This is a genomic window from Salmonella sp. SG203, assembly GCF_013350575.1.
In the GTDB taxonomy this organism is placed as follows: domain Bacteria; phylum Pseudomonadota; class Gammaproteobacteria; order Enterobacterales; family Enterobacteriaceae; genus Salmonella; species Salmonella enterica.
In genome coordinates this window covers 138,687-164,197 of sequence record NZ_SNMT01000009.1, presented here as the reverse complement: position 1 = coordinate 164,197, position 25,511 = coordinate 138,687, and the positions used below count along the sequence as shown (strand labels likewise).

Genomic DNA, 25,511 nt, shown 5'->3' with positions numbered 1-25,511 from the left:
AGAATTTCTTTTATCAACGGAAGATAATGATGGAACTGATCAATAATCGTGGTATGCGAGACTGGATGATATTTATTAAAGTGGCGGAAGTAGGGAATCTTTCCCGGGCTGCACGGGAATTAGATATTAGCATTTCTGCTGTCAGTAAATCGCTTAGCCGCCTTGAGAATTCTATTGAGGTTACTTTACTTCGGCGCGACTCACATCACTTAGAACTGACTGGAGCTGGTCAGACAGCCTATGCAAGCATGAAAAGGATAACATCTTCCTTTCAGTCCTTGCTGGATGAATTGCGAAATCCGGATAAAATTATCAGAGGGAGTATAAAATTTTCGGCTCCGGCTATTGTCTGTGAGTTTCTTGCCAATAAGTGGATATGGGAATTTACAGCTAGCTATCCGGATACAAAAATCTACCTGGATTCACGAGAGCGTAGCGATTTTTTTAGTAAATCCCTGGAGTTTGATGAGCTGGTTTTTAAAAGTGGCATAATCGAAAGTGAGGATCTCGTGTATCGAAAGATAAGCCCTTTAAAGTTGGTTCTTTGTGCGAGTCCGAAATATATCAGAAAATATGGCAGGATCTCACACCCTGGCGATTTGGAAAATCACATTATTGTGGGTCTTCACAACCATGGTCTTTCCGGACCTCTTACTCTTTTCCGTCAGGATGAATCATACACTATTAGTGGCGCTGTTAATGTTCATTTATCTTCCAATAATCTTTTGAGTGTTCTTAATTTGGTTTTAGAAGGAAAGGGTATCAACCTCATGACTCCGGCCTGGCTTGCCACCAAATACTTAAAAAATAATGAACTTGAAATTATACTTCCTGAATGGAGGGTTCCAGATCTCCCCATTTATCTTGTATGGCGTCATCGTCAGTATTATTCTCCTTTATTTCAACGCTTTCTGTCTTTTATTGAAGATAAATGGAATAATCGCCCACAAATTGATTTTCTGAATGATGATTAACCCGTTTGGAATGGTTTTGACACGTTCCTGACTTAAACCCACATGATGATGACTGAATTGAGGCATCGAGATATGCGACTGGTCAGCCAGTCGTCTTTTGACGATGCCCAATACAAAACATGATGCCGACTGACGGAAATGATAATACCCGGAAACAGGACGGGGCTGTTTTTGGGCAGCCGGAAGTTAAGCCCATACCAGAAACGTTGCAGTGTACTGAAAAATGGCGCCAGGTTGCACCTGTTCAACGATTTTCTGAAGGCGCAGGAGTATTCATTACTGATATCCTCCATTGCGCCTTCGGGAACCCACAGGACCAGCTATTTTACCAATAGTGTTTAAAAGGCGTAAGTAATGCCGAGCATGAAGTCATTGGAGGCAGCCTTTGTGTCTGCATCATAAGCGGTATGTTCATCACCAGCATAGTGATTTTTTGAAATGCTTACTTTGCCAGCATTAATGTATTTATAACTGGCGTCAATCATAATATTATCTGTTACAGCATATTTTGCACCGATACCTGCGCCCCAGGCAAAGTTATTTTTTGAAGCAGACAGAGTTTCATTAATACCAAAACCAACAGGAATGGTGTTATTACTTAGCTTCACATGAGCGAGGCCAACGCCTGCGCTGATATAGGGAGTAAATGCCGTACTATTGTGAAAATCATAATAGCCATTAACCATGTAAGTGGTCATTCGGACCTGATTTTTTACATTTATGTGTACTGGATCACCAAATGCAATAATATCCTGCCCGCCTTTAGCATCCGTCTCACCTCTGAAAGTGGTATCCAGTTCTAAACGTACTGGAAGCTGGAATGGATCATAAAAGTCATAACCGATAGCAACCCCGCCGCCAAAAACGCCTTTGGTACGGTCAGGTAACGTTGCATGACCATTAACTATCTCATCCTGGCTGAAGGTTGAGTTGATTCCATAGACATTGACTACGGATGTCCCCGCTTTCCCGGTGATATAGATCCCTTCTTTTGCTGATGCAGTAGCGGACCAGGCTACCACAAGGGGAATGATGCAGACTGCGAAAAAGTTTTTCATTTCAGAACCTGCCTTAATATTGGGCTAAAAGACAAGTTTCACGGTATAGGGTGTGATATAACGATTACATAAACGAAGCCCAAAAAACGGTCTATTGTAACGCTGGGTTTTCTGTAAGCGGGTAAAAAATGAGATGAAGATTTTAAATAACAATACGATAATCGTCGGTATGGAAATCCATCTCCTCGCCAAATTGCCCCACGTACGGTTTCACTTCTACGTTATGTAACGGGTAGTGTGAGATGGAGCGATGCTGTAAGAAAAAGATGAAGATGAATTTGTACCCGACCTGGATAAAGCCCGTTATCCCGGAATAACGGGCAAAAATATTTACTCAAGTGCCTGGGCGAGATCTTGTTGTACCTGTTGACGCTGTTCTGGTGTTAAGACTTTGCTTAAATCAAAATAATATTTAACCCGATAATAGCGAGCCTGTTGTTCTATGTTACTGAAGGCTGCAAGCTGCTGTTTTACGGCGGCGTCATCCCATTTACCGGATTTAATCACCTCTATCAGCGCACCGTCTTTAATTCCCTTCATAGAAATCTGACTGACGTCGGTTTCCAGTTGTTGGTGAAGTTTTTTGATCCGGGTAATCTGATCGTTTGTCAGCTTCAGATGCTGGACAATAGGATCCTGGGCGGGCAGGGGAGGATTGGGGACAGCGGTGGCGAAAGCGCCAAAAGAAACGCCCGCCAGAGTCGCTGCCAGTAAAGTTGTGCGTACAAAGTTTTTCATGAAGATATCCTGATAAGGGAGTGATTAACCGTTTTTATTACCCACGAATGGCGAGCAATTATCTTAGAGCCTATCCCATTAGGGCTATTTTACTTGCCATTTTGGACCTGGGCAGTGCTCGCCAAAACGCGTTAGCGTTTTGAACGCCGCTTGCGGCGGCCCGAAGGGCGAGCGTAGCGAGTCAAACCTCACGTACTACGTGTACGCTCCGGTTTTTGCGCGCTGTCCGTGTCCAAACTGGCTGCGCCAATAACGCCTGGTGGGATAGGCTCTTAGTCAGAATACGTTGCCTGCCACATTACGCCACGCGAATTTGTTTTACGGAGAGTTACGGAGTGAAACAATCCCGCCGCGGTGAGCGGCAGGTTGCTTACAAGGTGAATGGATCGGCATCGCGCCAGGCTGGAAATTTTTCGCGATAGTCCTGCAAGGCGACGAGAGAAAGATCGGCATCGATACGTGTCGCCTGGTGTGGTTCGGCGGTGGCGATAATGTCGCCCTGGGGATTAATGATCCGGCTATCGCCGCGATAATGTAACCCGTTACCATCGGTGCCAACCCGGTTGCAGCCTGCGACATAAGCCTGATTTTCAATAGCGCGCGCCGTCAGTAATGTTTGCCAGTGTAGCGAGCGCGGCGCGGGCCAGTTCGCTACATACAGCGCCAGATCGTAATCATTGCGGTTGCGCGACCATATCGGAAAGCGCAGATCGTAACAGATCAGCGGCAGAATGCGCCAACCGCGCCACTGCACGATGATGCGTTTATCGCCTGCGGCATAATGTTGATGTTCATCCGCCATACGAAACAGATGGCGCTTATCATAGAGATGAACCTTGCCTTCCGGTTCAACCAGTAAGAAGCGATTTACGGCGCCGCGCTCAGTTTGTAGCGCCGCGCTGCCGGCAATCAGAGCGTCAGTTTGTCGGGCTTTGGCCTGCATCCACGTAATCACGCTATCTTGCGAAAGTGAGTTATTAGCGGCCTCCATCGCAAAGCCGGTGGTAAACATTTCAGGCAGAACAATCACATCCCGGCCAGATACGAGCTCTAGCTGTCTGTCAAAATGACGCAGGTTTGCCGGGCCGTCCATCCAGACTAAAGGTTGTTGCAACAGAGTAATTTTCAAACCAGACACGATCGGAGCTCCTCATTGAACAGCGTCTTTACACTGTAGCATGAGCAATAATAAAAAAGCGGCAAGAAAAAGCCCCGCGAAAGCGGGGCAGGAAAGACGCGAGACTGATTATGCGGCTTCGACTTTACGCACTTTCTCCGGCAGCTTTACCGGTTTGGTCGCCAGCGCTTCAGGTTCAAAATCATCAACGTTGATACTGCGTAGGCGGCTCTCTTCCGCTTTCGCCAGAATGGCGGCTTCATCTTTATCTATAAGCCCTTTCGCCAGCGCATTGCGCGCCAGTTCATCCAGACGAGTAAACGGCAGATTTTTACCCAGTTCTTTGCAGATGCGCTGGTGGATAGGGTCGGCAGCGATGACATCACGCAGCGCTTCTTCCAGTAAACCGACCGGATTATGTTCGGCGGGTGTCAGATACTGGCCGCGCCCAATGCGTGAACGTGTGGCGTTCGGCACTTGCAGGATCTTCGCCACGGCGTGATCCAGCTTATCAGACGGCGCCAGATAATGACGGCCAGTCGGGAAGATCATCGCGGTGAGCAATCCGGCCACGACGCGGTTCGGGAAGTTCTGCAGCAGATCGTCCATCGCTTGTTCAGCACGATACAGCGCATCCTGTACGCCCCAGTGTACCAGCGGCAGGTCGGCTTCGTGGCGACCTTCGTCGTCGTAACGCTTCAGTACGGCTGAGGCCAGATAAAGCTGACTCAACACATCGCCCAGACGCGCGGAAATACGCTCGCGGCGTTTCAGGCTGCCGCCCAGTACCGCCATTGACACGTCGGACAGCAGCGCCAGGTTTGCGCTCAGTCGGTTCAGATGCTGGTAATAACGCTTCGTGGCGTCGCCGGTTGGCGTATGGCTCGTTAATCCGCGGGTCAGGCCAAGCCAGAAACTGCGGACGGTATTGCTGCCGACATGGCCGATATGTTTAAACAACAGCTTATCAAAGGCATTCACATCATTATTCTGCGCTGCGGCCATCTCTTCCAGTACATAAGGATGGCAGCGAATGGCGCCCTGACCAAAGATCATCATGCTACGGGTCAGGATATTCGCGCCTTCCACGGTGATCGCGATAGGCGCGCCCTGGTAAGCACGCGCCAGGAAGTTGCTCTCGCCCAGCATAATGCCTTTACCCCCAGTGATATCCATCGCGTCGATAATGGACTGCTGGCCGCGGTGGGTGCAGTGGTACTTCACGATAGCCGACAGTACCGCCGGTTTTTCACCCAGCATAATGCCGTAGGTGATTAACGATGCGGCGGCATCCATCACATAAGCGTTACCTGCAATACGCGCCAGCGGTTCTTCAATACCTTCCATCTTGCCGATAGAAATTTTGAACTGACGACGAATGTGAGCATAGGCGCCGGTTGCCAGCGCGACGGATTTCACCCCGCCAGTGGAGTTGGACGGCAGGGTAATACCGCGTCCTACCGACAAACATTCCACCAGCATACGCCAGCCCTGTCCGGCCATTTTGGGGCCGCCGATAATATAATCAATAGGCACGAAAATATCGTTACCGCGGGTTGGGCCATTCTGGAACGGAACGTTAAGCGGGAAGTGACGACGACCAATTTCCACACCCGGCGTTGAGGTGGGGATCAGGGCGCAGGTAATACCCAGCTCTTCTTCTCCGCCTAACAATCTATCCGGATCGGAAAGCTTAAACGCCAGGCCCAACACGGTAGCTATCGGCGCCAGCGTAATGTAACGCTTGTTCCAGGTCAGGCGCATACCCAGCACCTGCTGGCCCTGCCATTCGCCCATGCAAACCACGCCGGTATCCGGAATGGCGCCTGCATCAGAACCTGCTTCCGGGCTGGTCAGCGCAAAGCAGGGGATCTCCTGGCCGCGCGCCAGTCGCGGCAGATAGTGATTCTTCTGCTCTTCCGTACCATAGTGCTGCAACAACTCGCCAGGGCCGAGTGAGTTTGGAACGCCGACGGTGATAGCCAGAATTCCGGAGACGCCGGACAGTTTTTGCAGTACACGGGACTGCGCATAAGCGGAGAACTCCAGCCCGCCGTACTCTTTTTTAATGATCATCGCAAAAAAACGATGCTCTTTCAGATAAGCCCACAGTTCCGGCGGCAGATCCGCCAGTTCATGGGTAATCTGGAAATCGTTCGCCATCCGGCACGCTTCTTCTACCGGACCGTCGAGAAACGCTTGCTCTTCGGCAGTGAGTTGCGGTTGTGGATAGTTGTGCAGTTTTTTCCAGTCAGGCTTGCCCTGGAACAGATCGCCTTCCCACCAGGTTGTACCGGCATCAATCGCTTCTTTCTCAGTGCGCGACATCGGCGGCATGACCTTACGGAAGCCGCGGAACACCGGTGCGGAAATCATTGATTTTCGCATCGGTGTGAGGTTAAACGGCACGAGGATAATGGCCAGAGGAACCAACAGCCAGATGGACCACAGGCCAGCGACGCCAAGTGCGGCGGTCCAGGCGAGCAGAATCAGGCTGCTGAGAAATAAACTCACGCGGTGATAGAACAATGCGCCGAGCAGAACAACCGTAGCGATAATACTCAAAATCATCATAACGAAAAGCTCCCTTGCTTGTAGGAGGTCTGACCACTTGTGATGATTAGGTTGTAGTGGATGTAAAATCTTTTAGCAATGTGTTTACAAAATAATTACAACAAAGCTCACATTGTTGCCGTTTTTGGGGGCACGAAAAATCAAAAGCGTGAGGCGTTAATTCGGCTTATGCTTCTCGCCTGTACTGCTATCCGGTACACTGCATACTGTCATTTACATTCATGCTGAAGGATATCCTCATGTACCAGGATCTTATTCGTAACGAACTGAACGAAGCGGCGGAAACGCTGGCTAATTTTTTAAAAGATGACGCCAATATTCACGCCATTCAGCGCGCGGCGGTCCTGTTGGCTGACAGTTTTAAAGCGGGTGGTAAGGTACTTTCCTGCGGTAACGGCGGCTCCCATTGCGATGCGATGCACTTTGCTGAAGAGCTGACAGGTCGTTATCGTGAAAATCGTCCGGGCTACCCGGCAATTGCGATTTCTGATGTTAGCCATATATCCTGCGTCAGTAATGATTTTGGCTATGACTATATTTTCTCTCGTTACGTTGAGGCGGTAGGGCGCGAAGGCGATGTCCTGTTAGGGATCTCGACGTCGGGTAACTCTGGTAACGTGATTAAAGCGATTGCCGCGGCCCGTGAAAAAGGCATGAAAGTGATCACGTTGACCGGTAAAGACGGCGGCAAAATGGCGGGAACGGCGGATATTGAAATTCGCGTACCGCACTTCGGTTATGCCGATCGTATTCAGGAAATTCATATCAAAGTGATTCATATCCTGATTCAGTTGATCGAAAAAGAGATGGTTAAATAACTATACCCGTCATACTTCAAGCTGCAGGTGCGTTGGTTGCGCTCAGAAACCCCAGTCACATAGTTATCTATGTTCCTGGGGATTTCCTCCCTTACCGCCTTCCTGCAACTCGAATTATTTAGGGTATAGCATATTGTTTTCTTTGATATTTTGAGATTTGATTGGCTGTAAAAATTACGCCTTCCCGCTTAAGGCGTTTGTGGAGGTGATGTATGTGCGAACTGCTTGGGATGAGCGCCAATGTGCCGACGGATATCTGCTTTAGCTTCACCGGACTGGTGCAGCGTGGCGGCGGAACCGGGCCGCATAAAGACGGCTGGGGAATTACCTTTTACGAAGGAAAGGGCTGTCGCACGTTTAAAGATCCGCAACCGAGCTACCATTCGCCGATTGCGAAACTGGTACAGAATTACCCGATCAAGTCCTGCTCGGTTATCGCCCATATCCGTCAGGCTAATCGCGGTGAAGTGGCGCTGGAAAATACACACCCTTTTACCCGGGAATTATGGGGACGCAACTGGACTTATGCTCATAACGGTCAGCTCAACGGTTATAAGTCGCTGGAAACCGGTAATTTTCGTCCGGTGGGGGAAACCGACAGCGAAAAAGCGTTTTGCTGGCTATTGCATAAATTAACGCAGCGTTATCCCCGCACTCCGGGCAACATGACAGCGGTATTTAAATATATTGCGACACTGGCGACGGTATTACGTGAAAAAGGCGTTTTTAACATGCTGCTGTCAGATGGGCGATATGTGATGGCGTTTTGCTCAACCCATTTGCACTGGATCACTCGCCGGGCGCCGTTTGGCGTAGCCACGCTGGTGGATCAGGATATGGAAATTGATTTCAGCTCACAGACCACGCCAAATGACGTGGTTACCGTGATTGCTACCCAGCCGCTAACGGGGAATGAAACCTGGCAAAAGATTATGCCAGGCGAATGGGCGTTATTTTGCCTCGGAGAGCGTATAATTTGAGGCCAGCTGTGGCTGAACGACTTCGTGACTCAACGGTTTGCTCACGACGTAACGTCCATCAACGATAGAAACAGTTGGCGGCTTATGCGTCTGTTCAAAATAATCGTAGCCGGGTTTTAGCTGCGCCCAGAAATCTTTGTAATATGAATATTTATGACGCTGCATATTGGCGTCGGTCATCCGGAACGGATAAATACTCACCTGCACGCTCGGCTGACCAAAGACCAGCGCGGCGGTGACAAACTGGAAAATCTCATCAATGCCGCTATCGGTCATGGCATAGCAGCCGACGGAAACACAGGCGCCGTGAATCATCAGATATTTACCATCATAGCCATGCGCGCGATCGTAGGCATTGGGAAAACCAATGTTGATGGCCTTATAAAAACGGCTGTCTGGCTTGAGTTGATTACGCTGAACGCTGTAAAACCCTTCCGGACTTTTAAAATCGCCCTGACGGCGTTTCGGGCCTAACCCACCGGAATAGTTGCAAATTTTGTAGCTATCAAGCAACTGGTATTGCTCACCCATTTTGACGTAGAGATCAAGAGTGCGCTCTTCTTTAAAAATCTGAATATAGACCGGTGAGCCCATTAACTGCTGCTTATACTCTTTACTGACCGGCGTGACGGGGCTGCTGCTGCTCAGCAAACCGGCAAATGAGACGCACGGCATCAGAAGCATCGCAAGAAAAAATGCGATTTTACGCATACTGCTTGTTCCTTGATAAAACGGTTACACACGCCAGAACGGCAAAAGAGTCCCCAAATCGGAGTAATCTGGATTTGGAGCGCTCACATTAGCACCACGGCAGTTTTTCGCAAGTCCCCGTGTGTACGTTTACAATTTTCCCGCCGCTTTCGTCGTCATACCTTCGAATATGTCGCATTTTTAACGCGAATGTCTCTTTGCGCGCAATAAAACATACTGTACACTTAAACAGTATTGTGGGGGCGAGCGATGCGCAAAATCATACATGTTGATATGGACTGTTTTTTTGCTGCGGTAGAGATGCGTGATAATCCGGCGTTACGCGATATTCCCATTGCCATTGGCGGGAGTCGTGAGCGAAGAGGCGTTATCAGTACCGCCAACTATCCTGCGCGCCAGTTTGGCGTACGTAGCGCGATGCCGACCGCCATGGCGCTAAAGCTGTGCCCCCATCTCACCTTATTGCCCGGCCGCTTTGACGCCTATAAAGAGGCTTCGCGGCATGTACGTGACATCTTTTCCCGCTACACTTCACTGATTGAACCGCTCTCGCTGGATGAAGCCTGGCTGGATGTGACTGACAGCCCGCACTGTTATGGTTCGGCGACGCTGATCGCCAGGGAGATTCGTCAGACTATTTTCAATGAACTGCAACTCACCGCCTCCGCCGGCGTTGCGCCAGTGAAATTTCTGGCGAAGATTGCCTCCGATCTCAATAAACCGAACGGACAATATGTTATTACGCCAGCCGATGTACCCGGCTTTCTTAAAACGTTGCCGTTAGCCAAAATTCCAGGCGTGGGGAAAGTTTCCGCCGCCAAACTGGAAAATATGGGGTTAAGAACCTGCGGGGATATTCAACAGTGCGATCTGGCGATGCTTCTCAAACGCTTTGGTAAATTTGGCCGGGTATTATGGGAGCGTAGTCAGGGTATTGACGAGCGTGATGTTAACAGCGAAAGGCTGCGTAAATCGGTAGGCGTTGAGCGTACTCTGGCGGAGGATATTCATGAATGGTCGGACTGCGAGGCCATTATTGAACATTTATATCCGGAACTGGAGCGTCGTCTGGCTATAGTAAAGCCCGATTTACTGATTGCCCGACAGGGCGTTAAATTAAAATTTAATGATTTTCAGCAAACCACTCAGGAACATGTCTGGCCGCAATTAAATAAAGAAGACTTAATTACCACCGCCCGTAAAACCTGGGACGAGCGTCGCGGCGAGCGCGGCGTACGGCTGGTGGGGCTACACGTAACGCTGCTCGACCCTCAGTTGGAACGACAGTTGGTGTTAGGGTTATAAGTCAGGCTATTAAGATTTTATCACTATTACGATTGCGCCATCTAAATTTCAGTATTACTATACCCGCGTTTTCTCATTCTCAATAACTGCAAAGGAGGTTCATCATGACACTTTATTCTCTGAACGCACTTTGCAGACCTTTCCAGGATTAATTTTCTTTTATTGCCCTGGATTAGTCTGCCATTTCCTGATTTTTTAATTCATATATGGAATGGTATATGGGCAATTATATTCGTCCTTTATCAGATGTGGTATTTTCTATCGCATCGGATAACCTGTGGATCGAAGATTCCGCGATCCAACAATTATATACGACGGCTAAGTTAACCGGTATGAAACGCGTTATCGGGATGCCAGATCTGCATCCGGGGCGCGGCTATCCTATTGGTGCAGCCTTTTTCTCGCGTGGACGTTTTTATCCGGCGCTGGTCGGCAACGATATCGGCTGCGGCATGGCGTTATGGCAAACGGATATTTTAGGGCGTAAATATAACGCCGATAAACTGGAGAAGCGGCTGGCGTCGCTGCCTGACGTGGCGGACGCGCAGTGGCTGGAGGAGAATGTCCCCGCCGCAATGCAGCATCATTCGTGGCGCTCTGCGCTGGGTTCCATTGGCGGCGGCAATCATTTTGCCGAGCTGCAACAGGTCGATCGCATCGTCGATGCTGATTCGTTCGCTTTGTCGGGGTTGCAAAAAGCGCAGTTATTACTGTTGGTACACAGTGGTTCACGCGGTCTGGGGCAAGCTATCCTGCGTCGTCATGTGGAGGCGTTTTCGCATAACGGTTTGCCGGAAGATAGCGACGATGCGCGCCGCTACCTTGCAGAACATGACGATGCGCTGGCATTTGCCCGCAGTAATCGCGCGCTGATTGCCCGCCGGATACTGCAACAGCTCAAGGCTGAGGGCGAACCACGACTGGATGTGGCGCATAACTTCGTTGAACCCTGTACTGTCGCGGGTGAGGCGGGGTGGCTGCATCGTAAAGGCGCTACGCCAGATGGGCAGGGACTGGTGATTATCCCCGGCTCGCGCGGCGATTATAGCTGGCTGGTGAAACCCGTCGTCAGCGAGGAGAGCCTCTTCTCCCTGGCGCACGGTGCGGGGCGCAAATGGATGCGTACCGAGTGTAAAGACCGGTTATCGGCAAAATTTACCCCGCGACAGCTCTGCCGTACCGGGATGGGTAGCCGGGTGATTTGCCGCGATCGCCAGCTCATTTATGAAGAAGCGCCGCAGGCGTATAAATCCATCGATAGCGTTGTGGATTGTCTGGCAGACGCCGGACTGATTACGCCAGTTGCCTGCCTGCGTCCGGTGCTGACGCTGAAAACCTCAGGGGAGAAAAGCGCATGATCTTACTGCAACTTTCTTCCGCACAGGGACCGGACGAGTGTTGTCTGGCGGTAAAAAAAGCGCTGGATTGTCTGACGAAAGAAGCTGCCAGAGAAAAGGTATCGTTGACACGGCTTGAAACAGAGCCGGGACGATTACCAGACACGCTGCGTTCCGCGCTGGTCTCGCTGGACGGTGAAAAAGCTATGGCTTTCAGTGAACGTTGGTGTGGAACGTTACTGTGGATTTGTACCAGCCCGTATCGCCCGCACCATGGGCGAAAAAACTGGTACGTCGGCATTGGGCGCTTTTCCGCCGACGAACACATACAGTCTGATGAGATTCGTTTCGAGACTCTGCGCTCTTCCGGCCCGGGTGGGCAGCACGTTAATAAAACCGACTCGGCAGTGCGGGCCACGCACCTGGTGAGCGGGATTAGCGTGAAGGTTCAGTCGGAGCGCAGTCAACATGCGAATAAGCGTCTGGCCCGGCTGCTGATTGCCTGGCGGCTGGAACAGCAACGGCAAAATGAGTGTGCGGCGTTGAAGTCTGAAAGGCGTCTGTTCCATCATCAGATTGAGCGCGGCAATCCGCTGCGGATATTTAAAGGAATGGCGTTTACGCCACAATAATTCGGTGTTACTGGCGCTGTTATAGGGCTGTCTGGCTATTCGCGTGTAGCCGCAGCGCTATTCAGCGCATCCAGGAGAGCTTATCTGGCAATGGATACCCGATATTCCATATTGATAGCCCGTCCAGAAATGGGACGGGCATTTTAGCGCTTTCTTACTTCGCAGGAATCGCTTTCAGCAATTCGGTCAGCAGAGTCCAGTAGTGGCCGACGCTTTCGATATGCACCTGCTCATCCGGAGAGTGAGGTCCGGTAATGGTCGGCCCAATAGAAACCATGTCCATATCCGGATAGGGTTTCTTAAACAGACCGCATTCCAGGCCGGCGTGGATAATTTGGATGTTCGGTGTCTTGTTGAACAGACGCTGATAGGTTTCCCGCACCAGGTGCATGACCGGCGAGTTCGCATCGGGCTGCCAGCCAGGATAGCTGCCTTTTGCTTCGGTTTTCGCGCCAGCCAGCTTGCCCAGCGAATCCAGCATACTCACCACATAATCTTTACCGCTGTCGATAAGAGAGCGAATCAGGCAGTGAATTTCGACATTCGCATCAGACATTGTGACCACGCCAACGTTCAGCGATGTTTCCACTACGCCTTTCGCCACGTCTGAATTGCGGATCACGCCGTTCGGCGTTGCGTTCAGCAGGCGCACAAAGGTATCGCGTGACGACGCGGTCAATGCGGCTTTATCACTGGCAACCTCATTGAGTTGCAGCGTCAGGTTTTTCTCTTTTTCCGCCAGTTCGTTTTTCAGAATATCCTGGTAAGCGTTCACTAATGTTTTCAGCGCGCCTACGTTGTCTGCGGCAACGGCGAGGGTAGCGAACGCTTCGCGCGGAATCGCGTTACGCAGCGTGCCGCCGTTGAAATCGATCAGACGCAGATCCAGTTCTTCTGCGTGCCCGGCCAGAAAACGCGCCAGCAATTTGTTGGCATTGCCAAGACCGAGGTGAATTTCACCACCGGAGTGGCCGCCTTTCAGACCTTTCAGGGTTAGCTTAAAGCACGCAAATCCTGCGGGTACAGCTTCACGGGTCAACGGCAGATTAGAGGTAAAATCGATGCCGCCTGCGCAGCCCATATAGATCTCACCTTCTTCTTCAGAGTCGGTGTTGATCAGGATGTCGGCCTGCAACCAGCCGGACTGGAGGCCGAACGCGCCATCCATGCCCGCTTCTTCGGTCATGGTCAGCAGCACTTCCAGCGGGCCGTGGACGACATTATCATCAGCCAGTACCGCTAACGCAGAAGCCATTCCAATACCATTGTCGGCGCCGAGCGTAGTACCGCGCGCTTTAACCCATTCGCCATCAATATAAGGCTGGATAGGATCTGTAGTGAAGTCGTGAACGGTGTCGCTATTTTTTTGCGGCACCATATCCAGATGCGCCTGTAAAACGACCGGCTTGCGATTTTCCATACCTGCAGTGGCGGGCTTACGGATCAGAATATTACCGACCTGGTCGCGATCCACGTAAAGGCCTTTCTCTTTGGCCCAACTCACAATATGTTCCGCGAGTTGCTCTTCGTGATAGGACGGGTGAGGAATAGAACAGATTTTGGCAAAAATATCCCACAAAGGTTGTGGTGATAACTGAGACAGTTCAGACACGATAAGTCTCCTTGGCGGTGGTCTGAAAAACGTTCTTACAGGCCACAGGGTTAGCGGAATTGATAACTCTTACGAGATGCGACTGAGAATACCACTTTCTCCGCCTGCGGGTAGTATAAAGCATACAAAAAGAGGCGTGGATTCCGCTAAACACTGGTTTTTAGCGCGTCAGGTCTCTATAATCTCGCGCAACTATTTCCCCCTCGAACACTTTTTAAGCCGTAGATAAACAGGCTGGGACACTTCACATGAGCGAAAAATACGTCGTCACCTGGGACATGTTGCAGATTCACGCACGCAAACTGGCGAGCCGCCTCATGCCTTCAGAACAATGGAAAGGCATTATTGCCGTAAGTCGTGGCGGCCTTGTACCGGGCGCACTACTGGCGCGTGAATTGGGCATTCGTCATGTCGATACCGTATGCATCTCCAGCTACGATCACGATAACCAGCGCGAACTGAAAGTGCTGAAACGTGCAGAAGGCGACGGCGAAGGCTTTATCGTCATCGACGATCTGGTCGATACCGGCGGCACCGCCGTCGCGATTCGCGAAATGTACCCTAAAGCGCATTTCGTCACGATTTTCGCTAAACCGGCGGGCCGTCCGCTGGTTGATGATTATGTTATTGATATTCCTCAGAACACCTGGATTGAGCAGCCCTGGGATATGGGTGTGGTATTTGTACCGCCGATTTCAGGTCGTTAATCAGCAGCTTTTCAGAGCGCCCGGCAATGCCGGGCGCTGTTTTATTGGTTACAATAAGCCTCTATGAGTATCCAAGGAGGCTGCACGAATGACACAGGCTAACCTCAGCGAAACCCTGTTCAAACCCCGCTTTAAACATACTGAAACGTCTACCCTTGTCCGTCGGTTCAATCGTGGGTCGCAGCCGCCCATGCAATCCGCGCTGGACGGTAAGAACGTCCCGCACTGGTATCGCATGATAAACCGCCTGATGTGGATTTGGCGCGGCGTTGACCCACGAGAAATCCTTGATGTGCAGGCGCGCATTGTGATGAGCGACGCAGAGCGAACGGATGATGATTTATACGATACGGTCATCGGTTACCGCGGCGGCAACTGGATTTATGAGTGGGCAAAGCAGGCGATGGACTGGCAGCAGAAAGCCTGTCAGGAACAGGACGCCATGCGCAGCGGACGCTACTGGCTTCATGCTTCAACGCTCTATAACATTGCCGCCTACCCGCATTTGAAGGGCGATGAGCTGGCGGAGCAGGCGCAGGCGCTGGCGAATCGCGCCTATGAAGAGGCCGCGCAGCGGTTGCCCGGCTCGTTACGTGAAATGGAATTTGCCGTTCCTGGCGGTTCGCCTGTCACCGCGTTTTTACATATGCCGAAAGGGGACGGTCCGTTTCCGACGGTGCTCATGTGCGGCGGCCTGGACGCCATGCAAACCGACTATTACACCCTGTATGAACGCTATTTCGCGCCGCGCGGTATTGCGATGTTAACGCTTGATATGCCTTCGGTTGGATTTTCATCAAAGTGGAAATTAACCCAGGATTCCAGCTTGCTCCATCAGCATGTGTTAAAAGCGCTTCCTAATGTCCCCTGGGTGGATCATACCCGTGTTGCGGCGTTTGGTTTCCGTTTTGGCGCCAATGTTGCGGTGCGTCTGGCCTATCTGGAAGCGCCGCGTTTGAAGGCGGTGGCTTGCCTGGGGCCGGTGGTCCATGCGCTACTTAGCGATCCGCAACGACAGAGCACGGTGCCGGAGATGTATCTGGATGTGCTGGCCAGCCGTCTGGGTATGCATGATGCTTCGGATGAGGCGCTGCGTGTGGAGCTCAACCGCTATTCGTTGAAAGTACAGGGGCTACTGGGCAGACGTTGTCCTACGCCAATGCTTTCCGGCTTCTGGAAAAACGATCCTTTCAGCCCGGAAGAAGAGTCTCGCTTAATTACAACATCATCTTCAGACGGTAAGCTGATAGAGATCCCTTTTAACCCGGTGTACCGCAATTTTGACCACGCGCTGCAAGAAATTACCGACTGGATTAATCATAGATTGTGTTAATAGATTGATAAATTCTATTGATTTGGTAAAACAGTTGCTTCATTAAAGGAGATCGCAATGACGTTACCGAGTGGACACCCGAAAAGTAGATTGATCAAGAAATTTACCGCGCTTGGCCCCTATATCCGGGAAGGGCAGTGCGAAGACAATCGTTTTTTTTTCGATTGCCTGGCAGTTTGCGTCAACGTGAAGCCCGCGCCAGAGAAGCGTGAATTTTGGGGCTGGTGGATGGAGCTGGAAGCACAAGAGAAACGCTTCACTTATCGTTATCAGTTTGGTTTGTTTGATAAAGAGGGCAACTGGACCGCAGTGCCGATTAACGAAACCGAAGTGGTGGAGCGACTGGAATACACGCTACGCGAGTTTCATGAAAAGCTACGCGACCTGCTGATTTCTATGGAGCTGGCGCTGGAGCCGTCTGACGATTTCAACGACGAGCCGGTAAAACTGTCGGCATAACCCTGCTGTCATGCCTGATGGCGTAGCGCCATCAGGCACAATGCGACTTATCAGAACTGGTAGGTCAACCCTATTGCCACAATATCATCGTCATTAATGCCTAACGTGTTATCGCTATCAAGCTGATTGATTTTGTAATCTACAAACGCGGACATATTTTTGTTGAAATAATAGGTTGCGCCAACGTCAATGTAATTCACCAAATCCTCACTGCCGACGCCCTCAATATCTTTGCCTTTTGACAGCACATAGCCTAATGACGGACGCAGACCAAAATCAAACTGATACTGGATAACCGCTTCGAAGTTTTGGGTTTTATTGGCAAATCCGCCGGAAACTGGCGTCATGTTGCGGGTTTCTGAATAGAAGGTCGCAATATAAATATCATTCGCGTCATACTTTACACCCGTAGCCCAGGCTTCGGCTTTATCGCCCGTACCGCGGCGCTGCAGATTTTGCTCCCTGGTGCGATCGGAGAGAGTATAAGCGCCGCTGACGGCAAAATCGCTGCCGCCGAAATCATAGCTCACGGAAGTGCCGAAGCCGTCGCCGTTTTGCTTTTTCACATCGCGATCTTCGTTTTTCCCCTGATACTGTAAGGTAAGATCCAGTCCATCAACGATGCCGAAGAAATCGGTATTGCGGTAAGTCGCCAGCCCGCTGGCGCGTTTAGTCATAAAATTATCGGTCTGGGCGGAAGAGTCGCCGCCGAATTCGGGAAACATATCCGTCCAGGCCTCAACATCGTACAGCGCGCCCAGGTTACGTCCATAGTCAAAAGAACCGATATCTTTTAATTTCAGGCCTGCAAAGGCCAGGCGGGTTTTTTGCTGGGACGAATCACTTTCGGCTTTATTACCGGCAAACTCAGCTTCCCAGCGCCCGTAGCCGGTCAATTGATCGTTAATTTGCGTTTCGCCTTTAAAACCAAAACGAACGTAGCTTTGATCGCCATCTTTGCTGTCATAATCGCTCATATAGTGCATGGCTTTAACTTTTCCATACACATCAAGCTTATTACCGTTTTTATTGTAAACCTCGGCGGCGTGAACAGAGGCTGATGCGATGATACTCACCACTATTGCCAGAGTGCTCTTATTCATTTCCATTCCTGTTTTAATTACGCGCTATGATTTGTCGGGAAACCCGGTAAAAAACAGGAAGGTTTTTAACGTTCGGTAATGAAAGATTTATGACAAAGTGAGAATTTTTTTTAAAAAATATGTTTAATTGTTGCGGTAATAAAATGGTCAAATTCTGCCGCTACGCTTGCTGATCCTGCGCAACAAAATTTCACGCTACGCGTACAGGTTGTTGGCAACCGGAGCCAGTCCTGCTAAAACGTTCATTTGGTCTTTATTTCTTATTTTGAACGGCAGAGAATCATGAGTGACAGCCAGACGCTGGTCGTAAAACTCGGCACCAGCGTGCTAACAGGCGGATCGCGCCGCCTGAACCGTGCCCATATCGTAGAACTTGTCCGCCAGTGCGCGCAGCTACACGCCGCAGGACATCGTATTGTTATTGTTACCTCTGGCGCGATTGCCGCCGGGCGTGAACATCTCGGCTACCCGGAACTGCCGGCAACGATCGCCTCTAAACAGCTTCTGGCGGCGGTAGGGCAAAGCCGCCTGATTCAACTGTGGGAGCAGTTGTTTTCAATTTACGGTATCCATATCGGGCAGATGCTGTTGACGCGTGCGGATATGGAAGACAGAGAGCGCTTTCTGAACGCCCGCGATACGCTACGTGCATTACTGGATAACCATATTGTGCCGGTTATCAATGAAAATGATGCCGTTGCGACAGCGGAAATTAAAGTGGGCGATAACGATAACCTCTCCGCGCTGGCGGCGATCCTGGCAGGCGCGGATAAACTGCTGCTGCTGACCGATCAGCAAGGATTATTTACCGCCGATCCGCGTAGCAATCCGCAGGCGGAGCTTATCAAAGATGTGTATGGCGTTGACGATGCGCTGCGCTCTATCGCGGGAGACAGCGTTTCCGGGCTGGGAACCGGTGGTATGAGCACTAAGCTTCAGGCGGCAGACGTAGCCTGTCGCGCGGGTATTGATACGATTATTGCCTCAGGCAGTAAACCGGGCGTGATCGGCGATGTGATGGAGGGGATTTCCGTCGGCACCCGTTTTCATGCGCAAGCCTCGCCGCTGGAGAACCGCAAACGCTGGATCTTCGGCGCTCCGCCGGCAGGCGAAATTACGGTTGATGAAGGCGCGACCGCGGCAATGCTGGAACGTGGCAGTTCACTTCTGCCAAAAGGCATCAAAAGCGTGACGGGCAATTTCTCGCGGGGGGAGGTCATCAGAATTTGTAACCTGCAAGGGCGTGATATCGCTCATGGCGTCAGCCGTTATAACAGTGATGCTCTGCGGCGGATAGCCGGTCACCACTCTCAACAAATCGATGCGATTCTGGGCTATGAATATGGCCCGGTCGCTGTTCATCGTGATGACATGATTACTCGATAAGGAACAGGCATATGCTGGAACAAATGGGCATTGCTGCTAAAGCGGCGTCGTATAAGCTGGCGCTGCTCTCCAGCGGCGAAAAAAATCGCGTGCTGGAAAAAATAGCCGATGAACTGGAAGCGCAAATGGAAAGTATCCTCAGCGCGAACGTACAAGATGTTGAGCAGGCGCGAGCCAACGGCCTGAGCGAAGCGATGCTGGACCGCCTGGCGCTGACCCCTGCGCGTCTGAAAGCGATTGCTGACGATGTGCGCCAGGTCTGTAATCTCGCCGACCCGGTCGGGCAGGTGATCGACGGCGGTCTGCTGGACAGCGGGCTACGTCTGGAGCGCCGCCGCGTGCCGTTGGGCGTGGTTGGCGTTATCTATGAGGCGCGTCCGAATGTTACCGTTGATGTGGCTTCTTTGTGTCTGAAAACCGGTAATGCGGTGATTCTACGCGGTGGGAAAGAGACGCATCGCACGAATGCCGCAACCGTTCGTGTCATTCAGAAGGCGCTGAAAGCTTGCGGTTTACCGGAAGCGGCGGTTCAGGCGATTGATAATCCGGACCGTTCGCTGGTCAATGAAATGCTGCGTATGGATAAGTACATCGATATGCTGATCCCGCGCGGCGGCGCAGGCTTGCATAAACTGTGCCGCGAGCAATCCACCATTCCGGTGATTACCGGCGGGATTGGCGTGTGCCATATTTTTGTTGATAGCAGCGCAGACATCGCCCCGGCTCTGAAGATTATCGTCAACGCCAAAACCCAGCGCCCGAGCACCTGTAACACGGTGGAAACCTTGCTGGTGCATCAGGACATCGCAGAACGCTTTTTGCCTGCGCTGAGCAAGCAGATGGCGGAGAGCGGCGTGACGTTGCATGGGGATGAAACCGTCATGCAACTGCATGGCCCTGCCAAACTGGTGCCGCTGAAACCGGAAGAGCTGGATAACGAGTTTCTGTCTCTGGATCTGAACGTTGTGGTGGTCGAAAATATGGATGGCGCTATCGCTCACATTCGCGAACATGGTACTCAGCACTCCGATGCGATTTTGACGAGTGATATGCATAATGCTGCGCGTTTCGTGAACGAAGTGGATTCCGCTGCGGTTTATGTCAACGCCTCTACCCGTTTTACCGATGGCGGGCAGTTTGGGCTTGGCGCAGAAGTGGCGGTCAGCACGCAGAAATTACATGCCCGCGGTCCGATGGGGCTTGAAGCGCTTACCACCTATAAGTGGATCGGCTTTGGCGATGGTACGATTCGTGCGTAATTAATGACGAGCGGTGCAAAAATAGCCGGTTGAGTAGCAAGGCTATTGACGCACCGCCCGGTTAGTTTTAACCTTCTACCCCGTGATTCACCCATGTGAACACACCCTTCTCAGGGCCGATATAGCTCAGTTGGTAGAGCAGCGCATTCGTAATGCGAAGGTCGTAGGTTCGACTCCTATTATCGGCACCATTTCAAGTTCCTCAAACGTCCGTATTCATCCATAAATACACTGATTTATAACGACTTTATTGCTTTTTTGTCCATCACCGTCCGTAACCATCCAGTAGAATCCGACACTGAATGTGTATAGGATTGTGTATATGTTCCTGTTCGGTCTTGGATTCCTATACACATGCCTTTAAACGATATGCAGATTCGCCGCGCTAAGCCTGAAACTAAAGCCTATACACTCGGAGATGGACAAGGGTTGTCATTGCTAATTGAACCTAATGGAAGCAAGAGCTGGCTGTTCCGTTATCGTTTTGCCGGTAAGCCAAAAATGATCTCGCTGGGTGTGTATCCGACGATCACACTTGCAGATGCCAGTTCTCGTCGTGATGATGCCCGAAAACTTGTGGCAGAAGGAAAGAGCTGTGATCCTACCCGCGTAATATGGGCACAACCCTAAGCGAGGTTCTGGTTTTCAAATTGTTCCGGACTGAGACCGCCACAGGCACTGTGACGACGCCACCGATTGTAATCACACTCACTATAATTAAACACTGCTGTCCGCATTATTTCCCGGCTGACAAAGTCCTCTCCGTGGATACATTCCACCTTCAGCGTATGCAAGAAGCTTTCCGCACAGGCATTGTCGTAACAACAACCTCTGGCGCTCATACTTCCCCGCAGATTATGGCGTTTCAGTAAGCTCTGGTAATCCGTTGAACAGTACTGACCGCCTCTGTCTGCACGATGACATTTTCCGGACATTTACGCCGCCACAGCGCCATCTGTAACGCATCGCAGGCAAGCTGTGCTGTCATCCGCGAGGACATCGACCAGCCAATGACTGACCGCGACCACAGATCGATAACCACGGCCAGATAAAGCCAGCCTTCACCAGTGCGAAGATACGTGATGTCACCCACCCACTTCTGATTCGGGCCGCTGGCGTAAAAGTCCTGCTTCAGCAGATTCTCTGAGACTGGCAGACCATGTTTGCGGTAACTGACCGGACGGAACCGGCGCGAGGCTTTCGCCCGCAGCCCCTGCCGACGCAGGCTGGCCGCCACGGTTTTCACGTTGAACTGGTAACCCTGAGCACGAAGCTCATCCGTCAGGCGTGTGCTGCTTGCGTGGCTTTTTGGTGGTTGATGCTGGTTTTGTCATGTGAGTCACCTCTTACTTGTGAGTTTACTCACTTAGTCGCGTGTCCACTATTGCTGGGTAAGATCAATGGCCTCGCTGACCAGTCATGACATGAACGCCGTGCATATCCAGGATCTTCTTGCGGTGGATACGTTTATTCCCCGCGCGGTACAGGGTGGCATTGCCGGGGAATGTTCAATGGAAAACGCCGTTGGCATTGCGGCGATGGTGAAATCCGATCGCTTACAGATGCAGGCTATCGCCAGCGAGCTAAGCGCCCGGTTAAATACCCCAGTTGAAGTCGGTGGTGTGGAAGCCAACATGGCTGTGGCTGGCGCGTTAACGACGCCTGGATGCGCCGCGCCGCTGGCGATCCTCGATTTAGGCGCAGGATCCACCGATGCCGCCATTATCAATAACGATGGCGTAGTACGGCGTTGTCGCCGGGCAGGGTAATATCTGTGGTACTGAAGGCCCGCGCAATGCGGTAGCGACCGGGCTGGTTTTAGCCGGAGAAGCCAAAAAATAGTGCAGAAAACAGCCGCGCAAGCGTTTAGCTGCGGGGTAAGTCAAAGAAAGGCGATGTTCTCTTTGATATCCCGGCGGAGTTGGGTACATAGTATCAAGGTGTCTCTCACGTGGTTAATTTTAAGGATAAGAGCATGCCAACAGCAATTGAAAAAGCCTTGGATTTTATTGGTGGTATGAACACTTCGGCGTCAGTGCCCCATTCAATGGATGAAAGCACCGCTAAGGGAATTCTAAAGTATTTGCATGACTTAGGTGTGCCAGCGAGTCCGGAAGTTGTGATGGCACGGGGTGAGCAGGAGGGATGGAATCCTGAGTTCACGAAAAAAGTGGCCGGATGGGCAGAAAAAGTCGCCTCCGGTAACCGCATCCTTATCAAAAACCCAGAGTATTTTTCGACCTATATGCAGGAGCAGCTCAAAGAACTCGTGTGAGCTGACTATCGAATAAAACGCTAACGGACGTTTCCATCTAAGGATGGCGGCGTCCAGAAGGGGTTGCCAGTGACAGTTTTGGACTGCCGATTCATTTCTTTTCGTCAAATTAATGTCTATATATTTATTGAATAAATATATAGTTCATAACTTACTACGTTGCCATTACCGCGTCATTCTTAGATGATCTACATTTCATAAAACACTTGATTCCGTTTTGTCTCTATTAAGAAAAATAAAATGTGAACGCTGTCAATTCTGTAAACGTAAAAGATAAATATTGTATACACGGATGCTTGTTGGCAAACAGGCAGATGGCACTCAGGATCTTTTACGGAACATTGTGTATGAAAAATAATATTGAAGAGACAATAGGTAAGTACTTGCCTATTTTAATGATATTACCTCTGGCGGGTTTGGCAGAGTTAGCTTCTTTATATTCAATCCAGGCTTTATTACCAAAGTTAAGTGAGGTTTATAATATCCCATTGAATCAGGTAGGGATGATTTTGTCTGCTGAGGTGGGGTTTCTGGCATTAGCCATGTTATTTAGCGGCACGTTATCTGACCGTTTTGGGCGAAAGCCAATCATTTTTTATTCGTTGCTGGCAGGAGGTATTTTAACTCTATTGTGCGCAACTGCATCATCATGGCCGATGCTGGTGGTATACCGCGCTTTGCTCGGCATTGCAGTAAGTGGTATTACGGCGGCCGTTACAGTCTATATCAGTGAAGAAGTCTCTCCTGCTTTGGCAGGGATTGTTACTGGATATTTTATTTTTGGCAATTCGCTAGGGAGTATGTCTGGTCGTGTGTTTGCAACTTTGATGATGGAGCATGTATCTATAGATACGATTTTCTTTATCTTCGGTGGTGTTCTGATTGCTATGGCACTCGCGGTGAAGTTGTTTCTCCCGACATCCCGACAGTTTGTTCCTACACCTTCACTACAGCTTGGTGCAGTGTTGAAAGGCGGGTTGGAACATTTTAAGAATATCCGCGTATCATTATGTTTTGTCATTGGATTTATTCTTTTCGGCTCTTTTACATCCATCTTTAATTTTCTGGCGTTTTACCTGCATCGACCGCCTTATGAGCTGAGCTACACCTGGATAGGTTTGATTCCAGTTAGCTTCTCATTAACTTTTTTTCTTGCGCCATATGCTGCCCGTGTCGCGTTGAATATTGGGTCGATGAATGCGCTCAGTATGCTGATCATCTGTATGATGGTCGGTGCATTTCTCACGCTAATCGCCCCTTCTCTGTGGGTTTTCATTTCAGGTATCGTTTTACTGTCAGTCGCATTTTTCTCTGCTCATTCCACCGTATTAGCCTGGGTCAGTTCACGGAGTCCAAACGCAAAAGGACAGGCGACATCGTTTTATCTGCTTTGCTACTACGCTGGCGGTGCAGTAATGGGGTATTTAAACGGGTATCTTTTCTCCTGGCAGGGATGGAATGCTATTGCGGCATCATGTCTGATGATGCTGGGGATAGGATTATTTATCTGCCGGTTTATTTTCGCAAAATATGAGAAACAACCGCAAATCAAAAAACAGTCAGTTCAGGAGAGTTTCTGATTATAGACACGAAGTGTGTTTTTATACTTTCCATAATGGAATCATCATTTTTTCATTAATGTGTCACTATAGCTAAAAGCTTAAATTGTGAATATTTGGCTACCCGGATATTCGTTGCTCCAGGAATATATATGTCTGCTAAAACGCTGTATGAAAAATTAGTTGAGTCACATACCATTCGTGAACTTGATAACGAAGGACATGTTTTACTTTATATTGATCGTTCAATACTGAATGAATATACCAGCCCGCAGGCATTTAGCGGGTTAAGAGAACGCGGCCGCACCGTTCGGCACCCCGACACGTTTTTATTGAATATTGACCATGTTAATCCTACGCGGTCGCAACGGGATGACTTAATGACCGATCCGGGAGGACAGCTACAGGTTGATTACTTTCGGGAAAATGCCGCTGACTTTGGCATCACATTATTTGATGTGCTGGATCCGCGTCAGGGGATTGAACACGTGGTTGCTCATGAACAAGGGCTAGTGATGCCTGGCATGGTGATCGCCGCCGGGGATAGTCACACGACAACCTACGGTGCATTTGGCGCGCTGGGCTTTGGTATCGGGACGTCGGAAATTGAACATCTGCTGGCCACGCAGACGCTGGTTTACCGCAAGCTCAAAACCATGCGCGTAAGTGTTCAGGGAGAGCTACCTTTCGCCTGTTCCGCAAAAGATATTGTTCTTGAATTGCTTGAACGTATTGGCGCTGATGGCGCGACGGGATATGCCATTGAATTTGTGGGTGAGGCCATCAGCGCGTTGAGCGTTGAAGGACGAATGACGCTCTGCAACATGGCGGTAGAAGCGGGGGCGCGTGGTGCCATTATTGCGCCGGATAAAAAGGTTTTTGACTATATCTACGGTAAACCGCAAATGCCTGTAGGTGAACTCTGGCAGCAGGCATTGCTGGAATGGTCACAGTTGAGCAGCGATGCTGATGCGGTATTTGATAAGACGGTGGCGATCAACTGCCATGATCTTGAGCCTAAAGTCACCTGGGGAATCAGTCCGGATCAAACAGGTTCCATCACCGGACGTGTCCCTTTCCCGGAACAGGAAACCAATCCGCTTAAGCGCCTGGCGCTTGAGAAGGCCCTTCATTACATGGGATTAACGGCTGGCATGTTGCTGAAAGATATTCGTATCTCTCACGCTTTTATTGGTTCATGCACAAATGGTCGCATTGAGGATTTGCGTGCCGTTGCGAAGGTGCTTGAAGGGCGCAAAATCGCCAGCCATGTTCGCGGGATCATTGTGCCTGGTTCAACAATGGTAAGACGCCAGGCGGAAGAAGAAGGACTGGCGAAAATCTTTATTGCTGCCGGTTTTGAATGGCGGCAGTCGGGTTGCTCAATGTGCCTTGCGATGAATGAAGATGTGTTGTCGCCCGGCGATCGCTGTGCATCAGGTACGAACCGTAATTTCCCTGGACGACAGGGCGCTGGAGCAAGAACGCATTTGATGAGCCCGGCGATGGTTGCGGCGGCGGCGGTAGCGGGGCATCTGGTCGATGTTCGGTCATTACTTCAGGCAGGGGAATAA

General features: G+C 50.5%; 22 protein-coding genes, 1 tRNA gene and 4 pseudogenes. 19 read left to right on the top strand and 8 right to left on the bottom strand.

The window, feature by feature from the left end; all coding sequences use genetic code 11:
* The first annotated feature begins 26 nt into the window (after nt 1–26).
* Together HV477_RS14865 and HV477_RS14860 are read left to right on the top strand one after the other, a co-directional pair.
* Entirely contained in the window at nt 27–974 is a 948-nt protein-coding gene (locus tag HV477_RS14865; RefSeq protein ID WP_000970302.1) for a LysR family transcriptional regulator, read from the top strand.
* Between the two features lie 119 nt (nt 975–1,093).
* A complete protein-coding gene (locus HV477_RS14860) occupies nt 1,094–1,309 on the top strand; it encodes a hypothetical protein (RefSeq protein WP_001622792.1) in 216 nt (71 codons plus the stop codon).
* A gap of 3 nt (nt 1,310–1,312) precedes the next feature.
* Here the strand turns inward: HV477_RS14860 and pagN are convergent, their stop codons facing one another.
* From pagN to fadE, 4 genes are all read right to left on the bottom strand, one after another.
* The gene (gene pagN, locus HV477_RS14855) at nt 1,313–2,032 is read right to left on the bottom strand and encodes an adhesin/invasin protein PagN (protein WP_000787603.1); all 720 of its coding nucleotides are present in this window, start codon (nt 2,030–2,032) and stop codon (nt 1,313–1,315) included.
* Nucleotides 2,033–2,362: 330 nt separating this feature from the next.
* Complete coding sequence (locus HV477_RS14850) at nt 2,363–2,770, bottom strand: Spy/CpxP family protein refolding chaperone (protein WP_000788200.1); 408 nt, start codon at nt 2,768–2,770, stop codon at nt 2,363–2,365.
* Nucleotides 2,771–3,140: 370 nt separating this feature from the next.
* Complete coding sequence (locus HV477_RS14845) at nt 3,141–3,908, bottom strand: amidohydrolase (RefSeq protein ID WP_000015789.1); 768 nt, start codon at nt 3,906–3,908, stop codon at nt 3,141–3,143.
* Nucleotides 3,909–4,016: 108 nt separating this feature from the next.
* Nucleotides 4,017–6,461, bottom strand: a complete 2,445-nt coding sequence (gene fadE, locus HV477_RS14840; RefSeq protein WP_000973041.1) for an acyl-CoA dehydrogenase FadE — start codon at nt 6,459–6,461, stop codon at nt 4,017–4,019.
* A gap of 239 nt (nt 6,462–6,700) precedes the next feature.
* Here fadE and lpcA point away from each other — a divergent pair, with 239 nt between their 5' ends.
* Nucleotides 6,701–7,279, top strand: a complete 579-nt coding sequence (lpcA, locus tag HV477_RS14835) for a D-sedoheptulose 7-phosphate isomerase (RefSeq protein WP_000284051.1) — start codon at nt 6,701–6,703, stop codon at nt 7,277–7,279.
* A 212-nt stretch (nt 7,280–7,491) separates the two neighbouring features.
* Nucleotides 7,492–8,259, top strand: a complete 768-nt coding sequence (locus HV477_RS14830; RefSeq protein WP_000333387.1) for a class II glutamine amidotransferase — start codon at nt 7,492–7,494, stop codon at nt 8,257–8,259.
* Here the strand turns inward: HV477_RS14830 and dpaA are convergent.
* Entirely contained in the window at nt 8,230–8,970 is a 741-nt protein-coding gene (dpaA, locus tag HV477_RS14825; protein ID WP_001225658.1) for a peptidoglycan meso-diaminopimelic acid protein amidase, read from the bottom strand. The two genes, HV477_RS14830 and dpaA, sit on opposite strands and share 30 nt — an antisense overlap.
* A 249-nt stretch (nt 8,971–9,219) precedes the next feature.
* On the opposite strand from dpaA, the gene dinB reads away from it, so the two are divergent.
* The 3 genes from dinB (at nt 9,220) to prfH (ending at nt 12,244) form a co-directional block, all read left to right on the top strand.
* Nucleotides 9,220–10,275, top strand: coding sequence for a DNA polymerase IV (dinB, locus tag HV477_RS14820; RefSeq protein ID WP_001226204.1), 1,056 nt, complete (start codon nt 9,220–9,222; stop codon nt 10,273–10,275).
* Between the two features lie 218 nt (nt 10,276–10,493).
* Entirely contained in the window at nt 10,494–11,633 is a 1,140-nt protein-coding gene (locus HV477_RS14815) for an RNA ligase RtcB family protein (RefSeq protein ID WP_000528886.1), read from the top strand.
* Complete coding sequence (gene prfH, locus HV477_RS14810) at nt 11,630–12,244, top strand: peptide chain release factor H (protein WP_000602087.1); 615 nt, start codon at nt 11,630–11,632, stop codon at nt 12,242–12,244. Before HV477_RS14815 ends, prfH begins: the two co-directional genes overlap by 4 nt.
* A 154-nt stretch (nt 12,245–12,398) precedes the next feature.
* Here prfH and pepD read toward each other — a convergent pair whose 3' ends face one another.
* Complete coding sequence (gene pepD, locus HV477_RS14805) at nt 12,399–13,856, bottom strand: cytosol nonspecific dipeptidase (RefSeq protein WP_079899087.1); 1,458 nt, start codon at nt 13,854–13,856, stop codon at nt 12,399–12,401.
* 248 nt (nt 13,857–14,104) lie between these two features.
* On the opposite strand from pepD, the gene gpt reads away from it, so the two are divergent.
* The 3 genes from gpt to crl all read left to right on the top strand — a co-directional run bounded on the left by gpt (nt 14,105) and on the right by crl (nt 16,355).
* Entirely contained in the window at nt 14,105–14,563 is a 459-nt protein-coding gene (gpt, locus tag HV477_RS14800; protein ID WP_001292018.1) for a xanthine phosphoribosyltransferase, read from the top strand.
* A gap of 88 nt (nt 14,564–14,651) precedes the next feature.
* Nucleotides 14,652–15,896, top strand: a complete 1,245-nt coding sequence (gene frsA, locus HV477_RS14795) for an esterase FrsA (protein ID WP_000189586.1) — start codon at nt 14,652–14,654, stop codon at nt 15,894–15,896.
* A gap of 57 nt (nt 15,897–15,953) precedes the next feature.
* Nucleotides 15,954–16,355: a sigma factor-binding protein Crl gene (gene crl, locus HV477_RS14790; protein WP_000174693.1), complete on the top strand. Its 402-nt coding sequence runs from the start codon at nt 15,954–15,956 to the stop codon at nt 16,353–16,355.
* A 50-nt stretch (nt 16,356–16,405) separates the two neighbouring features.
* Here the strand turns inward: crl and phoE are convergent, their stop codons facing one another.
* On the bottom strand, nt 16,406–17,458 hold the full coding sequence (gene phoE, locus HV477_RS14785) for a phosphoporin PhoE (protein WP_001043667.1): 1,053 nt from the start codon (nt 17,456–17,458) through the stop codon (nt 16,406–16,408).
* Between the two features lie 282 nt (nt 17,459–17,740).
* Between phoE and proB the strand changes: the two genes are divergently transcribed.
* From proB to HV477_RS14765, 4 genes and pseudogenes are all read left to right on the top strand, one after another.
* Nucleotides 17,741–18,844, top strand: coding sequence for a glutamate 5-kinase (proB, locus tag HV477_RS14780; RefSeq protein ID WP_001285275.1), 1,104 nt, complete (start codon nt 17,741–17,743; stop codon nt 18,842–18,844).
* 11 nt (nt 18,845–18,855) lie between these two features.
* On the top strand, nt 18,856–20,103 hold the full coding sequence (proA, locus tag HV477_RS14775; RefSeq protein WP_031605047.1) for a glutamate-5-semialdehyde dehydrogenase: 1,248 nt from the start codon (nt 18,856–18,858) through the stop codon (nt 20,101–20,103).
* Between the two features lie 115 nt (nt 20,104–20,218).
* Nucleotides 20,219–20,294, top strand: a tRNA-Thr gene (locus HV477_RS14770).
* Between the two features lie 163 nt (nt 20,295–20,457).
* Nucleotides 20,458–20,712 (top strand): annotated as a pseudogene (locus tag HV477_RS14765) (Arm DNA-binding domain-containing protein); the annotation flags it as partial.
* Nucleotides 20,713–20,729: 17 nt separating this feature from the next.
* Here HV477_RS14765 and HV477_RS14760 read toward each other — a convergent pair.
* Nucleotides 20,730–21,394 (bottom strand): annotated as a pseudogene (locus HV477_RS14760) (IS3 family transposase); the annotation flags it as partial.
* A gap of 109 nt (nt 21,395–21,503) precedes the next feature.
* On the opposite strand from HV477_RS14760, the pseudogene HV477_RS14755 reads away from it, so the two are divergent.
* The 5 genes and pseudogenes from HV477_RS14755 to leuC form a co-directional block, all read left to right on the top strand.
* A pseudogene (locus HV477_RS14755) lies at nt 21,504–21,869 on the top strand (diol dehydratase reactivase ATPase-like domain-containing protein); the annotation flags it as partial.
* A pseudogene (locus HV477_RS29040) lies at nt 21,870–21,945 on the top strand (diol dehydratase reactivase ATPase-like domain-containing protein); the annotation flags it as partial.
* Nucleotides 21,946–22,054: 109 nt separating this feature from the next.
* Nucleotides 22,055–22,378, top strand: coding sequence for a DUF1889 family protein (locus HV477_RS14745; protein ID WP_001573898.1), 324 nt, complete (start codon nt 22,055–22,057; stop codon nt 22,376–22,378).
* Between the two features lie 341 nt (nt 22,379–22,719).
* Complete coding sequence (locus HV477_RS14740) at nt 22,720–23,958, top strand: MFS transporter (protein ID WP_077910630.1); 1,239 nt, start codon at nt 22,720–22,722, stop codon at nt 23,956–23,958.
* A 131-nt stretch (nt 23,959–24,089) separates the two neighbouring features.
* Complete coding sequence (gene leuC / locus HV477_RS14735; protein WP_001274854.1) at nt 24,090–25,511, top strand: 3-isopropylmalate dehydratase large subunit; 1,422 nt, start codon at nt 24,090–24,092, stop codon at nt 25,509–25,511.

Coding starts and splice junctions, on each gene's coding strand:
- HV477_RS14865 (WP_000970302.1), top strand. CDS start 27: ATGATGGAACTGATCAATAATCGTGGTATGCGAGACTGGATGATATTT.
- HV477_RS14860 (WP_001622792.1), top strand. CDS start 1,094: ATGATGCCGACTGACGGAAATGATAATACCCGGAAACAGGACGGGGCT.
- pagN (WP_000787603.1), bottom strand. CDS start 2,032: ATGAAAAACTTTTTCGCAGTCTGCATCATTCCCCTTGTGGTAGCCTGG.
- HV477_RS14850 (WP_000788200.1), bottom strand. CDS start 2,770: ATGAAAAACTTTGTACGCACAACTTTACTGGCAGCGACTCTGGCGGGC.
- fadE (WP_000973041.1), bottom strand. CDS start 6,461: ATGATGATTTTGAGTATTATCGCTACGGTTGTTCTGCTCGGCGCATTG.
- lpcA (WP_000284051.1), top strand. CDS start 6,701: ATGTACCAGGATCTTATTCGTAACGAACTGAACGAAGCGGCGGAAACG.
- HV477_RS14830 (WP_000333387.1), top strand. CDS start 7,492: ATGTGCGAACTGCTTGGGATGAGCGCCAATGTGCCGACGGATATCTGC.
- dpaA (WP_001225658.1), bottom strand. CDS start 8,970: ATGCGTAAAATCGCATTTTTTCTTGCGATGCTTCTGATGCCGTGCGTC.
- dinB (WP_001226204.1), top strand. CDS start 9,220: ATGCGCAAAATCATACATGTTGATATGGACTGTTTTTTTGCTGCGGTA.
- HV477_RS14815 (WP_000528886.1), top strand. CDS start 10,494: ATGGGCAATTATATTCGTCCTTTATCAGATGTGGTATTTTCTATCGCA.
- prfH (WP_000602087.1), top strand. CDS start 11,630: ATGATCTTACTGCAACTTTCTTCCGCACAGGGACCGGACGAGTGTTGT.
- gpt (WP_001292018.1), top strand. CDS start 14,105: ATGAGCGAAAAATACGTCGTCACCTGGGACATGTTGCAGATTCACGCA.
- frsA (WP_000189586.1), top strand. CDS start 14,652: ATGACACAGGCTAACCTCAGCGAAACCCTGTTCAAACCCCGCTTTAAA.
- crl (WP_000174693.1), top strand. CDS start 15,954: ATGACGTTACCGAGTGGACACCCGAAAAGTAGATTGATCAAGAAATTT.
- phoE (WP_001043667.1), bottom strand. CDS start 17,458: ATGAATAAGAGCACTCTGGCAATAGTGGTGAGTATCATCGCATCAGCC.
- proB (WP_001285275.1), top strand. CDS start 17,741: ATGAGTGACAGCCAGACGCTGGTCGTAAAACTCGGCACCAGCGTGCTA.
- proA (WP_031605047.1), top strand. CDS start 18,856: ATGCTGGAACAAATGGGCATTGCTGCTAAAGCGGCGTCGTATAAGCTG.
- leuC (WP_001274854.1), top strand. CDS start 24,090: ATGTCTGCTAAAACGCTGTATGAAAAATTAGTTGAGTCACATACCATT.